This window comes from Sphingomonas piscis (assembly GCF_011300455.1).
GTDB classification, from domain to species: domain Bacteria; phylum Pseudomonadota; class Alphaproteobacteria; order Sphingomonadales; family Sphingomonadaceae; genus Sphingomicrobium; species Sphingomicrobium piscis.
The window spans coordinates 2,384,823-2,397,038 of the sequence record NZ_CP049869.1 but is presented as its reverse complement, the minus strand read 5'-3'; the positions used below and the strand labels follow the sequence as shown (position 1 = coordinate 2,397,038).

The window sequence follows — 12,216 nt, the reverse complement described above, 5'->3', positions numbered from 1 at the left end:
GCTCCAGCCCATGTGCGCACGCCGTTTCCTGCTGATCATCTTCATCTTGACCTTGCTTGTGGTCGGCGCCGGTTTCGCTCTGTTCCGCTACGGCCAGTCGGTCCTGATCGCCCAGGCGACACCCAGCGGCCGCTTCGTTGCCCCAAAGGAAAGCGGGCCCGATTACCGGCAGGCTGCGTCGTGGCTGGCCCGGCCGGGTAACAGCCAGAACCCCGCCGATTGGCTACCCGACGGCGTTCAGCGGCCCGCAAAGGCGGGGAATGCGGCGATCTTCTACATCCATCCGACGACCTACCTTCGCGGCGATCGATGGACCGGCCCGGTGGATGATGGGGAAAGCGGCCGGTGGACGAACCTGTTCGTTCAAAGCCAGGCGAGCGCCTTCACTGGTGCCGGCGAGGTGTGGGCACCCAAGTACCGGCAGGCGGCGTTCGGCGCCTTTCTCCTCGACAGCGAGGATGCGCGCGGTGCCCTTACCCTCGCTTACTCCGATGTGCTGCGCGCCTTCGATCTTTTCGTCGCATCCGCGGGCAACCGCCCGATCATCCTCGCCGGACATAGCCAGGGAGCGCTTCATCTCACCCGCCTGCTGAAGGACCGTGTTGCCGGGAAGCCTCTCGCGCGCCGGATCGTTGCCGCTTACCTGGTCGGCTGGCCGGTCAGCACCACGGCCGACCTGCCCGCCATGGGCCTGCCCGCCTGCCGGTCGGTCGCAGAAACAGGGTGCATATTATCGTGGCTAAGCTTCGGCGATCCCGCCAACCCCGACTTCTTCGGCAAATGGGAAGGCAGCGCTGGCTTTACCGGCGGTGCACGCCGCCGCGGCGAAGCCCTTTGCGTCAACCCGCTCACCGGCGCCGCTGACGGGCAGGCGCCCGCGCAGGCCAATCTTGGCACGCTGGTCCCCACATCCGGTTACAAGAGTGCGACGCTCGAACCTGGCCGCGTGAGCGCGCGATGTGCCGATGGCGTGCTGCTGATCGATGGAAACATACCCAGCTTCGTGCCGCCACCGCTGCCCGGCAACAATTTCCACGTCTACGATTATGCCTTGTTCTGGGGCTCGATCCGGGCGGATGCAGAGCGGCGGGCCACTGCCTTCCAGGGCCGATGATCACCGCCGTCGTTCGTGACTTCGCCGAGGCGCTGTCCGATGGCGGCAAGCTTGCCGGCCTGGACGTCGGTACCAAGACGATCGGTCTTGCAGTCTGCGACAGTCGCTGGAGCTTTGCCGGGCCTTCGGAAACCATCCGCAGAACCAAGTTCACGCACGATCTCGAGCAACTGAGGACCTTCGTCGGCCGTGAGCAGATAGCCGGGCTCGTGGTCGGACTCCCGCTCAACATGGACGGCACAGACTCTCCGCGCACCCAGTCAGTTCGGGCCTTCGCCCGTAACCTCCTGCCGCTCGGACTCCCCATCCTGCTGTGGGACGAACGCTGGTCGACGCAGGCGGTTGAGCGAGCGATGATTGCCGCCGACGTCAGCCGGGCCAAGCGTGCGGAGGCGGTCGACAAACTTGCCGCCGCCCACATCCTGCAGGGCGCGATCGACGCTCTGGCCAATCTTCCTCCGGCAGTTTAGGCGGCGGGCTCGTGGACCTGCTTTCTATCGACAGCCTCAGCGACGACGCGATCGCGGCCATTCTCGGCCGCGGCGAACATTGGTTCCGGTTCAATCGGGAGGCGCGCCGCGCCTCGGACTGCCTTGCCGGTTACACCCTCATCAACGCATTCTTCGAGAACAGCACCCGGACCCTGCTGTCGTTCGAGATCGCCGGCAACCGTCTCGGCGCGCAGGTCGTGTCGATGCAGGTCGAGCATTCGAGCATCAAGAAGGGCGAGACGCTGGAGGACACGGCGCGCACCCTCAACGCGATGCGCGCCGATACGTTGGTGGTCCGACACGGGCAGGAAGGTGCTCCGGCCGAGCTTGCGGAGATCATGGACTGCCCCGTCGTCAACGCGGGGGACGGAATCGGCGAGCACCCAACGCAAGCATTGCTCGACGCGTTGACCATCCGCACCCGCTTCGGGCGCACCGAAGGCTTAAAAATTGCAATTTGCGGCGACATCAAACACAGCCGCGTTGCCCGTTCCAACCTGAAGCTACTGACCCGTTTGGGTGCCCAGGTTCGGCTCGCCGGCCCGCCTTCCCTGATGCCCTCGTCGCTTGGCGAAATCAGCGTCGACGCCGCCATCGAGGGCGCGGACGTCGTGATGATGCTGCGGGTTCAGCGCGAACGGCTGGAGGACGAGCTCGGCGATGCGCCGGGCGAGTTCCTGCGGCTTTACGGCCTCACGGCCGATCGCTTCAAGCGGGCAGCGCCGCACGCGGTGGTCATGCACCCCGGGCCGATGAATCGCGGGGTGGAGATCGACAGCGCCATCGCCGATGACCCGGACCGATCGCTCATCTGGCTTCAGGTCGAGAACGGCGTTGCCGTCCGCATGGCCTGCCTTGAACTTCTCACCGCCGACCGCGGCGGCTGATCAGCGCATCGCGATGGTGACGGGCGCGTCGCCGGCAGTATTGCGCACGAAGCAGGTGCCGCCCGAACGGCGCAGCGCAACGCAGAGGTTCTTCGCTTCCGCAGGGCTTCCGAAGCCCTTCACCGACAACCGATAGACGATGCCGGCGGCGCTCTGGAAGCGCGCACTGACCGGCATGTAACCGCGTAGGGCCGAGTAACGGCGGGCGGCAGCGTTCCACGCCTGTGCGACGCGCTGCGGCGACCCGTAGGCGCCGATCTGAACCACCGCGCCCGAATTGCCGCGCGCTGCGGCGATCGGACGGGAAGCCGCCTTCTTTGGGACGAACGCCGCCGCGCGCAGCGTTGGCTTGACCTTCGGTGCGGCGGGTAGTGGCTGCGGACGCGGCTGAGCCGGAACCTCGACGAAAGGCTCGGACGCGACATCGACCGGATCGAGCTTGAACGACGGCTCCTCAGCGGCCGGGCGCGAGGGCGGAACGTAGGCGGGCGCAGCCTCAGCGATCTGAACGGGCGTAGGCGTAGAAGCTACAGCCACCGGCGCGGCAGCAACCGGAGCGGGTGCTGGCGCCGGCCGAGCGGCAGCGAGCGCCGTTCCATCGTTACGGCGGAGCGCCAAGCGAACGGGCAGACCTGGGTCGGCAACCGGGGTGACGCCCGTCAATGCCGCGACCTGGTCGTAAACACGAACTGGGCTTGCAAGCTTCATCCAGCCTTGAATCCGTCCGTCGAGTTGATCGGCGGGAACATCCTGCGCTGCAATCGTGCGGGCCGCGGTCCAGTCTCCCGCAAGCGCATAGCTGAGCGCAAGGTTCTGACGAACGCGCGCATCCGCACCGCGTGCGCGGGCGGCGGGTTCGAGAACGGCAACGGCGTTGGCTGGTTGACCGGCGAGCGCCAGCGCCAAGCCGTAGTCTGCACTTTCCAGCACCATGCGGGCGGACTGGAGAAGGGCAAGCGCCTGTGCGGATTTCCCCTGCGCCACCTGAACCAGTGCAAGTTTCAGAACGACCTTGGGATCGCCGGAATGAAGGGCCAGGGCGTCCTGATAAGCCGTTTCTGCCGATGCGAACCGTCCTGCGCCGAAGTAGGCAGTTCCAAGCAGCGCGCGGAGATCGGCGTCCTCGGGCTTCGCCTGCACAGCCTGCTCCGCCCAGGAGACTGCGCCCGTGAAATCCTCGGCGTTCAATGCCATGATCGCCCGGGTCGCCGGGCCGAGCTTGTCCGCCACAGGGCCGGCGGAAGCGCGCGTGCCCTGTGCCGAGGGTGCAGCGCACCCCGCGAGCAGCGAGGCGGCAAGGATTGCGGAAACGGCACTACCCAGTGTGGTGGGCTTCGACATCGTCAAGATCCTTTGCGCTTCGCCTTGTCGGCCATGGCGTCGAGTTCGGGCATTGCAGCAAGCAATTGATCGAGTGCGTCGGTGACCAGTTGCTGCGCCGAGCGGTTACCGATGGCGCACGCCAGCCGAAGCTTCAGGTGTCGCTCCGGATCAAGCCGAAGCGTGAAGGCCGCCTTGGCGCCGCTGCCCGGCGCCGAACGCGCCTTTGGAGCACGACGCGGTGCAGCCACCCGGGGTGCGGGCGCGGCCACTGCAAGAGGGATCTCCGGCGCTTGTTCAACATCCGGCTCTACTGCGGTTGTCGGCTCAGGTTCGAACGCCGGCGCCTCAACTGGAGCCGTCGTCTCAGGCTCGAACGCCAATGCCTCAACCAGAGCGGGCTGCTCCAGAACAGGCTGAACAAATTCCTCGTCAACCTCTTCCGCCGGCGCTCCCGACAAGCGATCGGCAAGCTCCGCCTGCTGCGTATGAACCGGCGACTCCAGCGGTGTCAGGCCGGCGAACGGAACGCGCTGAGCGGCGTCTTCGGCAGCGTGAACGTCACGGAGCGGGGTGGAGCTCGGCTTGGGCGGTTCGAAGCCCATATCGTTCCAGCCGAGGTCGTCGAGACCGCCGGCCGATTGACCGAAGCCCTGCGGGCGCATGGCCGGGCGCGCGGCACCCTTGCGGGCCAGAAGCCCCGAGGAGAGCGATGCGAAAGCTTTGGGTTCGCCTGTCACGGTGCCGACCCCCTACTGGCCGACGACCCGACGGCCGAAACCGCCGACGGGACGCGGACTGACCGGCGCGGCGATGCCCGGAGAGGCACCGGGGGCGGCAAACACGGTTCGGCGGAAGTTCTTTTCCAGCCGGTCCGAAATATATTCCCAAAGCTCGACGACCTCGCGGGCCGAGCGGCTGTTGGGATCCACTTCCATGACCGTCCTACCGTCGATCATCGAGGCAGCGAAGTCGGTGCGATGGTGAAGGGTGACCGGAGCCACGGTGCCGTGCTGTGAAAGCGCAACCGCGGCTTCGTAGGTGATCTTGGCCTTGGGGGTGGCGGCGTTAACGACGAAGATCAGCGGCTTGCCGGCGCGGTCGCACAAATCAACCGTGGCGCCGACGGCGCGAAGATCGTGCGGGCTCGGGCGGGTCGGGATGACGATCAGCTCGGCAACGGCGATGACGCTCTGGATGGCCATGGTAATGGCCGGCGGCGTATCGATGACGGCAAGGCGGAAGCCCTGCTGGCGAAGGACTTCAAGGTCGCTTGCGAGCCGCGCAACGGTGGTCTGGGCGAAGGCGGGCATATCGGCCTCGCGCTCGTTCCACCAATCGGCGAGGCTGCCCTGCGGATCGATGTCGATCAGGCAGACGGGGCCGGCGCCCGCCAGTTGGGCTTGCACCGCCAGGTGTCCGGACAAGGTCGTCTTGCCCGATCCGCCCTTCTGCGATGCCATTGCCAGAACGCGCATGCCTGTCCCCTCGTCTTTGGACGTCCAATTGGATGCCGAGATGACGCCCAAGCCTCTAAAATCTGGTTAACGCGGTCACGACCTTGTTGCGTTCGGCGGCGGCGCAGTTCACCTTTCCGGCGTGACCCGGTTCGCGCGTACCCTCTGTCTCCTTCTGGCAAGCATGGTTCCTACTGCCTCCGCATCGGCGCAGAGCGTCGAAGCGGGCATCGCCGCCTGGCAGAAGACCGACTACACCGGCGCGGTCGAAATCTGGCGACCGCTCGCCGAGGGCGGCAACGCCGACGCACAATTCAATATCGGCCAGGCTTATCGCCTTGGTCGCGGCGTGCCGATCAACCTGGCGGCCGCGCAGACATGGCTCGGTCGTGCTGCCAACAAGGGCCATGTCGACGCGCAGACCACGCTCGGCCTCCTGTTGTTCGACAGCGGAAACCAGGCTTCCGGCCTGCGCTGGCTTGGCCGGGCGGCGGAGAAAGGCGACGCGCGGGCCATGCTGATCTACGGCACCGCCTTGTACAATGGCGATGGGGTGAAGGCCGATCCGGTTCTTGCTTACGCTTACGTCAGCCGGGCAGCCGCGCAGGGCCTTGCACCGGCAAAGGCCACGCTCGCCGATTTCAACAGGCTGATCCCCTTGGCACAGCGGAAAGCCGGCGTCCGGCTGGCAATGGCGAAGGCGTCGGCGGCGAAGAAGACGTCCGCGCCAAAGGCTACGGCTCCGAAGGCAAAACCTGCATCGACGCCGTCCGCAGCTGCTGCTCCAGTGGCGAAGGGCGCCTGGCGGGTGCAGCTTGGTGCTTTCTCGCAGCGGGCATCAGCCGAAGCCCTGTACCGGAAGCTTTCCGCAAGTGGTGCGCTCGCGGGTCGGCGAGCGTTCTACATTCCGGTAGGCGCGATGACCCGGCTTCAGGTCGGTCCTTTCGAAAGCCGCGCGGTGGCTGCGAAGGCCTGCGCTTCCCTGCGCGGCCAGGCCTGCTTCCCGGTCGGCGGCTGATCAGCCGGCCTGCACCCAGTCCTTTCGCCGGATTCCCTGCGCCCACAGCAAGGCGTCGAGGCCATGATGGTCCAGCCGCGCATCGGCGACTTCGGCCAGCGGGGGTTTGGCCCGGTAGGCAACGCCCAGCCCCGCTTCTTCCACCATCAGTTTGTCGTTGGCGCCGTCGCCGATCGCAAGCACGTCCGCGGGCCTCAATCCCGCTGCTTCGCGAGCCTCGATCAACGTTTCCCGCTTGGCGACTGCATCGACGATCCCGCCTTCCACAAGGCCGGAAAGCCGCCCGCCCGAATGGCCGAGCACGTTGGCCTTGACCCTGTTGAAGCCGACCTTCTGCCCGACCGGCTCGGCGAAGGCGGTAAAGCCACCGGACACCAGCAAAGTCTGGGCGCCACCGACCCGCATAGTCTGGACCAATGTCTTTGCCCCCGGATTCGGGGTGACGCGTTCGGCAAGGCACTGGTCGATGGCGGCGACCTCCAGCCCTCCGAGCAAGGCCACGCGCTCACGCAGCGCGCCCGGGAAGTCGAGCTCACCTTGCATTGCCCGCTCGGTGATCTCGGCAACGCGATCCTTGACGCCGATATAATCGGCAAGCTCGTCAATGCATTCCTGGCCGATGATCGTGGAATCCATGTCGGCCACGAACAAGCGGCGAAACCGCGGCTCCTCTTCCTGAACGAACAGGTCGAGGCCCTCCAATTCGCTGAGAGCCCAGCGCGCCTGCCTGAGGTCGCCGGTGAAGCGCAGGTCAGCGGCGTCGCCGTCATCGATCCATTGCGCAAAGCTTGCCTGCGAGTCCACTTCGCGCAGAAGCCCAAGCGCACGATCGATCAGCCTGTCATCGAGCCGTCCCGCTGCTATCAGCGTCGCAATGGCCATCGCGTCTTCAAACCCTCCGCTGGTTGTGATTGCCGGACCGACCGCGAGCGGCAAGTCGGCCCTCGCCGTCAGGCTCGCTGAACGCATCGGCGGTGTTCTTGTCAACGCCGACAGCGCGCAAGTCTACCGTAACCTGCCGATCTTGAGCGCGGCACCTTCCGCGGATGAACTCGGCCGCGCGGAGCACCGGCTCTATGGTGTGCTAGACGGTGAAACGCCCTGTTCCGCCGCCGACTGGGCCGAGATGGCAAAGCGTGAGATCGGCGACGTGCACCACTCGGGTCGAACACCGATCCTGGTGGGCGGGACCGGGTTATACCTCCGAACCCTGCTCGATGGCATCGCACCCGTGCCAGCGATCGACCCGGCGATTCGGGCGGACGTTCGATCGTCCGACCGCGAGGTCAACTTGATGCGGCTTCGGAAGCTTGATCCCGACGCGGCCGAACGGCTGCAGCCGAACGACACGACCCGCATTGCGCGCGCTTTGGAGGTTGTCCTTTCAACCGGACGCACGCTCAAGGCGTGGCAGCAAATGCGTGAGGGCGGGATTTGCGAGGCAATCGATCTCCAGGCCATGATCCTGCTGCCGCCGAGAGCCTGGCTATATGCCCGATGCGATCAGCGCTTCGAGCATATGGTTGAGGCGGGTGCCCTGGACGAAGTCGCGAAATTGCTCGACCGTCGGCTTGATCCTGACCTGCCCGTGATGCGCGCCATCGGCGTTCCCGAGCTTGGCGGTCTGCTGCGCGGCGAGTTGACGCGGCCGGAAGCGATTGCCGCGGGGCAGCAGGGGACGCGGCGCTACGCGAAGCGTCAGTATACCTGGTTCGCCCATCAGCCGCCCGCCTCCTGGCGGCGCATCACCGAGCGCGTAGACGACATCCTGGACTCTCTGCCGGCGGACTTGTCGGCGCTGACCTAACGAAAAGGGGCGCCCCTTTCGAGGCGCCCCGATCCTTTTCGGCTCCAGCGAAGAGCTTAGCCGCGTTCACCCGACGGTGCGACCGCCGGCGGCGCCGGCGGCTGCGGGCAGACGTCGGTGGCGAGGATTACAGAACCGTCCGCACAAGTCTGCGTCGCCGCGGGAGCCGGAGCTTCCGGGGCCGGAGCAACGACCGGCGCTTCAACCGCCACCGGAGCCGAACCGAAGCGGGTGCCGAGCACCAGCGCCAGCTGATGACGCGACCAGTCGGCTTCGTAGTTCGAGTAACGATACTCGCCGCCGACATATGTGCTGCCGGTGAGCAGGAACTGGACACCCGCGCCAACGCGAACGCCGTCGAGGTTGTCACCGCCGAAGCCGTCGACCTTGACGCGCGCGTTGGTGTAGCCTGCCTTCACGTAGCCGATGGTGGAGGGTGACAAAGCGAAGCTCAGGCGGCCACCCGCATAGAGGTCGCGGCCGGCCTTCACGTTGACGCCAAGATATTCCTGGTCGGTGGTGGCAAGCGTGCCCTCGACGTCGACGCCGAACGCGCTCGAACCGAAGCCGATGTCATAACCAGCGCCAACGCCGCCGAAGATGCCGCCGGCGTGATCGCCCGGGAACTTGACGCGGTCGTAGCCGACGAGGCCCTCGATGCGCGCGCCGGTCGGAACCGACTGGGCAGAGGCCGGCGCGGCCGACAGGACGGTGGCTGCAACGGCAGCCGAAATCAGCAAAGTCTTCACAATATACTCCAATGGTTAGTCGCTCGGTTGGGAGCGAGCGGCGCCAACTGGGTGTGAAATCATCACCTGACAACCCCTGCTGACGCACTAGGCTTTGCGGCGGCGACCCGTGTTAGGAAGCTGCAATCATTGCCGACGATCTCGCAACTGCAGCCAAGTCTTTGCTGCACCGCAACAAATTCCGGCCGGACGAATGGTCGAGCAACGTTGGCTACCAGTATCTCACGAAATAGTTTCGCTGCTGATCACAGGCTCACTGTTACCTGATTGCCACAAGTGATTCACGCGGAGCGCGTCAGAACGAGCCCAACCCACGCCGCTGCCAATCCTGTAATCAGCGTTGCGGCCACGTACGCCATCGCTATCGCCACTGACCGCTCTGCGAGCGCGATCGTGTCGATGCTGAAGGCCGAGAATGTCGTGAAGCCGCCAAGGAAGCCCGTCATCAGCAGCAATTGGGCACCGGCCGAACTGCTCCGCCCGCCGAGCCAGCCAATCAGCAGCCCCGCAGCGAAACTCCCAAGCAAATTGACGGCCAATGTGCCCCACGGGAAGGCGCCGCCGCCAGCTTGGACGGCCAGTCTGCCGACCGCGTAACGCAGCACCGATCCGGCCCCACCACCGAGGAAGACAAGTAAAGCAGGTGTTAGCATCAGGTCAATGCAGCACGCCACAGGCCCATGGGCAAGCCGTCCGTCCACCTAGCGCGGCTGTGGTTCCCTTTGCGTCCGGTCCGCCTGATCAATGGTCATCCACTTGCCGTTGACCTTGGCGAGCGGTGTGTCGCAGCGCTTGCAGACGCTCCGCCAGCGGCGCCGCGCCCGACTATATTCCGCGTGGGCGCCGGAGCGTCGATGTCCAAACAACCGGCAGAGAAGGCGCATGCTCAACCAGCCGGATGCGAAGGTTTGCCTCGGCCCATTCCCCAATAGTGAAGCCCCGCCCCTTCGGCCTCGGCGCGGTCGTAGACGTTGCGGAGGTCGACCAGAACCTTGCCCGCCATCGCGGCCGCGACCCGGTCGAGGTCGATCCCACGGAACTCGTCCCATTCGGTCACTACCACCAGCGCGTCCGCGCCCTGCGCGACCGCGTAGGGGCTGCCCGCAAATTCGACGTTGGGCATCAGCTTTTCCGCATGCTCGCGGGCGACCGGGTCGAAGGCGACGATCTTGCCGCCTTGCTTCTCCAGTCCCTCGACGATCGGGATCGAGGGCGCGTCCCGCATGTCGTCGGTGTTCGGCTTGAAGGCGAGCCCGAGCAGGCCGATGCGCTTGCCGGCCACATCGCCGCCAAGCGCCTTGACGATACGGTCAACCATCTCGCCCTTGCGGGCATCGTTGACCTCGACCGTGGTGCGGACGATCCGCTGGTCGATGCCGGCCTTTTCCGCTGTTTGGAGCAGCGCCAGCGTGTCCTTCGGGAAGCAGCTGCCGCCATAGCCGGGGCCGGCATGCAGGAACTTGGGGCCGATGCGATTGTCGAGGCCGATGCCACGAGCAACATCCTGGACATCGGCGTCCACGGCTTCGCAGAGGTTCGCGATCTCGTTGATGAAGCTGATCTTCACCGCAAGAAAGGCATTGGCCGCATATTTGGTCAGCTCCGCCGTGCGGCGCCCGGTGATCAGGATGGGTGCGCGGTTCAGGAAGAGCGGGCGGTAAATTTCCTTGAGCACCGCCTCCGCATGGCTGTCTTCGGCGCCGACGACGATCCGGTCCGGATGCTTGAAGTCGGCAATCGCCGCGCCTTCGCGAAGGAATTCGGGGTTCGACGCGACGGAAATTTCAGTCGCACCCTCTTCCTCCAGGATTGCACAAATCTGATCGCCTGTTCCGACAGGGACGGTGGACTTAGTGACCACCACCGTGCCCGGTTTTATGTGGGCGGCGAGTTCCCGAACCGCCTGATAGACGAAGGTCAGGTCGGCATGGCCGTCACCCCGCCGCGCCGGCGTGCCGACTGCGATAAACACCGCCTCGGCATTCTTGACGCCCTCGGCGAGATCGGTGGTGAAGTGCAGTCGCCCGCGGTCGACATTCGCCTTGACGAGATTGTCCAGGCCAGGCTCCCAGATCGGCATCTTGCCCGCGTGCAGCCCGTCGATCTTGGCGCTGTCCTTGTCGACGCAGATTACGTCGTGGCCGAAGTCCGAAAAGCAGGCACCGGACACCAGGCCGACGTAGCCGGTGCCAATCATCGTAATCCGCATTCAACTCTCCCCCTGCCCCTGATCGGCGCGGTTGATCGCCTGCCCTTAGCCAGCGATGGAAGGGTTGAACAGGCATCAGGGAGCAACCGACGCGTCGGCTCGTTCTCGATGCGCAATGACGCCTCAACCTACTCGCCATCGTCGCCCGGGCAAGGCGCAGCTGTTCCTGATGCGCAAGTCGGCGCTGAGCGTCTGGGCGCAGCTGGCGATCCGCTTGATGATCCTGATGGCGATGTTTCTGTTCATCGTCGCGGTGCACTGGGTCGAGCGGGACAGCCTAAAGGACTCCCACGACGGCAGCGTCAGCTTCACCGACGTGCTCTACTTCACGATGATCAGCGTGACCACGACGGGGTACGGCGACATCGTCCCAATCTCCGATCGCGCGCGGATGTTCGACGCGTTCATCGTCACGCCCATTCGGATCATCTTTCTGCTGCTGCTTGCGGGCACGGCCTACACCTTCGCGATCAAGCGAACCTGGAACAGGTGGATCATGCAACTCATCCAGAACAACTTGTCCGACCACATCGTCGTTGCGGGCTACGGCGCAAGCAACGTCAAGGCCGTCAAGGAATTGCTCGCCCGGGGCACCGACCCGCGCCGCCTTGTCGTCATCGACTGCGACGATGCGGCCATTGCCGATGCAAAGGATTGCGGCGTAACCGTGCTTCTGGCGGATGCGACCCGTAACGAGACCCTAGCCGCAGCAAGGATCGAGCAAGCGTCCGCACTGATCGTCGCCGCCGGCCGCGACGACAGCAACATCCTAGTCGTTCTGACGGCGCGGAAGATGGCGCCTGCGCTCAAGATCAGCGTCACCATCCGCGACGACGACAATGAAGACATCGCCAAACAGGCGGGGGCCGACACGGTGATCAATCCGGTGAGCTTCTCCGGCCTGCTGATGGCCAGCTCACTGGAAGGACCGCACCGCGCCGAATATCTCGCGGATCTCGCCACCACCTCGGGCCAGGTCATGCTGCGCGAGCGGGTGGTGGAGGCGCACGAGGTCGGAATGACCCTTGCGCAAATCTGCACGGGCGTCGCCGTTCGCCTGATCCGCGGCGAGGAAGCGCACGGGCCTGCGACCATCGAGAAGGTCGAGCTTGGCGACCGTATCCTGGAGATCATCGACAGCAAGACGTAAGGCCTCGATTTCGC

General features: G+C 65.5%; 14 protein-coding genes. 6 read left to right on the top strand and 8 right to left on the bottom strand.

Annotated elements, in window-relative coordinates; all coding sequences use genetic code 11:
- The first annotated feature begins 10 nt into the window (after positions 1-10).
- The 3 genes from G7077_RS12215 to G7077_RS12205 are packed head-to-tail and all read left to right on the top strand — an operon-like array spanning position 11 to position 2,492.
- Complete coding sequence (locus tag G7077_RS12215) at positions 11-1,114, top strand: DUF3089 domain-containing protein (RefSeq protein WP_166411948.1); 1,104 nt, start codon at positions 11-13, stop codon at positions 1,112-1,114.
- Positions 1,111-1,584 (top strand): Holliday junction resolvase RuvX, encoded by a 474-nt coding sequence (gene ruvX, locus G7077_RS12210; protein ID WP_166411947.1) that lies wholly within the window; start codon positions 1,111-1,113, stop codon positions 1,582-1,584. The genes G7077_RS12215 and ruvX overlap by 4 nt, the downstream gene beginning before the upstream one ends.
- Before the next feature lie 11 nt (positions 1,585-1,595).
- Positions 1,596-2,492 (top strand): aspartate carbamoyltransferase catalytic subunit, encoded by an 897-nt coding sequence (locus tag G7077_RS12205; RefSeq protein WP_166411946.1) that lies wholly within the window; start codon positions 1,596-1,598, stop codon positions 2,490-2,492.
- Here G7077_RS12205 and G7077_RS12200 read toward each other — a convergent pair whose 3' ends face one another.
- The 3 genes from G7077_RS12200 to G7077_RS12190 are packed head-to-tail and all read right to left on the bottom strand — an operon-like array spanning position 2,493 to position 5,290.
- Positions 2,493-3,833: a tetratricopeptide repeat protein gene (locus G7077_RS12200; protein ID WP_166411945.1), complete on the bottom strand. Its 1,341-nt coding sequence runs from the start codon at positions 3,831-3,833 to the stop codon at positions 2,493-2,495.
- A gap of 2 nt (positions 3,834-3,835) precedes the next feature.
- Complete coding sequence (locus G7077_RS12195; protein WP_166411944.1) at positions 3,836-4,552, bottom strand: hypothetical protein; 717 nt, start codon at positions 4,550-4,552, stop codon at positions 3,836-3,838.
- Between the two features lie 12 nt (positions 4,553-4,564).
- Entirely contained in the window at positions 4,565-5,290 is a 726-nt protein-coding gene (locus G7077_RS12190) for a ParA family protein (RefSeq protein WP_166411943.1), read from the bottom strand.
- A gap of 163 nt (positions 5,291-5,453) precedes the next feature.
- Here G7077_RS12190 and G7077_RS12185 point away from each other — a divergent pair, with 163 nt between their 5' ends.
- Complete coding sequence (locus G7077_RS12185; RefSeq protein ID WP_166411942.1) at positions 5,454-6,287, top strand: SPOR domain-containing protein; 834 nt, start codon at positions 5,454-5,456, stop codon at positions 6,285-6,287.
- Here G7077_RS12185 and serB read toward each other — a convergent pair whose 3' ends face one another.
- Positions 6,288-7,169, bottom strand: a complete 882-nt coding sequence (gene serB, locus G7077_RS12180) for a phosphoserine phosphatase SerB (protein ID WP_166411941.1) — start codon at positions 7,167-7,169, stop codon at positions 6,288-6,290.
- Here serB and miaA point away from each other — a divergent pair.
- Positions 7,162-8,094, top strand: coding sequence for a tRNA (adenosine(37)-N6)-dimethylallyltransferase MiaA (gene miaA, locus G7077_RS12175; protein WP_166411940.1), 933 nt, complete (start codon positions 7,162-7,164; stop codon positions 8,092-8,094). The genes serB and miaA overlap by 8 nt on opposite strands.
- Positions 8,095-8,150: 56 nt before the next feature.
- Here miaA and G7077_RS12170 read toward each other — a convergent pair whose 3' ends face one another.
- The 4 genes from G7077_RS12170 to G7077_RS12155 form a co-directional block, all read right to left on the bottom strand.
- A complete protein-coding gene (locus G7077_RS12170; protein WP_246167189.1) occupies positions 8,151-8,843 on the bottom strand; it encodes an outer membrane protein in 693 nt (230 codons plus the stop codon).
- Positions 8,844-9,124: 281 nt separating this feature from the next.
- The gene (locus G7077_RS12165) at positions 9,125-9,448 is read right to left on the bottom strand and encodes a fluoride efflux transporter FluC (RefSeq protein ID WP_246167188.1); all 324 of its coding nucleotides are present in this window, start codon (positions 9,446-9,448) and stop codon (positions 9,125-9,127) included.
- 96 nt (positions 9,449-9,544) lie between these two features.
- Positions 9,545-9,727, bottom strand: a complete 183-nt coding sequence (locus tag G7077_RS14610) for a DUF1660 family phage protein (protein ID WP_425505329.1) — start codon at positions 9,725-9,727, stop codon at positions 9,545-9,547.
- Positions 9,728-9,729: 2 nt separating this feature from the next.
- Entirely contained in the window at positions 9,730-11,052 is a 1,323-nt protein-coding gene (locus G7077_RS12155; protein WP_166411936.1) for a UDP-glucose dehydrogenase family protein, read from the bottom strand.
- 115 nt (positions 11,053-11,167) lie between these two features.
- On the opposite strand from G7077_RS12155, the gene G7077_RS12150 reads away from it, so the two are divergent.
- Complete coding sequence (locus G7077_RS12150) at positions 11,168-12,202, top strand: potassium channel family protein (RefSeq protein WP_166411935.1); 1,035 nt, start codon at positions 11,168-11,170, stop codon at positions 12,200-12,202.
- The last annotated feature ends 14 nt before the right edge of the window (positions 12,203-12,216 follow it).

Excerpts from the sequence above, each read along its gene's own strand:
- G7077_RS12215 (WP_166411948.1), top strand. The coding sequence starts at position 11 with ATGTGCGCACGCCGTTTCCTGCTGATCATCTTCATCTTGACCTTGCTT.
- ruvX (WP_166411947.1), top strand. The coding sequence starts at position 1,111 with ATGATCACCGCCGTCGTTCGTGACTTCGCCGAGGCGCTGTCCGATGGC.
- G7077_RS12200 (WP_166411945.1), bottom strand. The coding sequence starts at position 3,833 with ATGTCGAAGCCCACCACACTGGGTAGTGCCGTTTCCGCAATCCTTGCC.
- G7077_RS12190 (WP_166411943.1), bottom strand. The coding sequence starts at position 5,290 with ATGCGCGTTCTGGCAATGGCATCGCAGAAGGGCGGATCGGGCAAGACG.
- G7077_RS12185 (WP_166411942.1), top strand. The coding sequence starts at position 5,454 with ATGGTTCCTACTGCCTCCGCATCGGCGCAGAGCGTCGAAGCGGGCATC.
- miaA (WP_166411940.1), top strand. The coding sequence starts at position 7,162 with ATGGCCATCGCGTCTTCAAACCCTCCGCTGGTTGTGATTGCCGGACCG.
- serB (WP_166411941.1), bottom strand. The coding sequence starts at position 7,169 with ATGGCCATTGCGACGCTGATAGCAGCGGGACGGCTCGATGACAGGCTG.
- G7077_RS14610 (WP_425505329.1), bottom strand. The coding sequence starts at position 9,727 with ATGCGCCTTCTCTGCCGGTTGTTTGGACATCGACGCTCCGGCGCCCAC.
- G7077_RS12155 (WP_166411936.1), bottom strand. The coding sequence starts at position 11,052 with ATGCGGATTACGATGATTGGCACCGGCTACGTCGGCCTGGTGTCCGGT.
- G7077_RS12150 (WP_166411935.1), top strand. The coding sequence starts at position 11,168 with ATGACGCCTCAACCTACTCGCCATCGTCGCCCGGGCAAGGCGCAGCTG.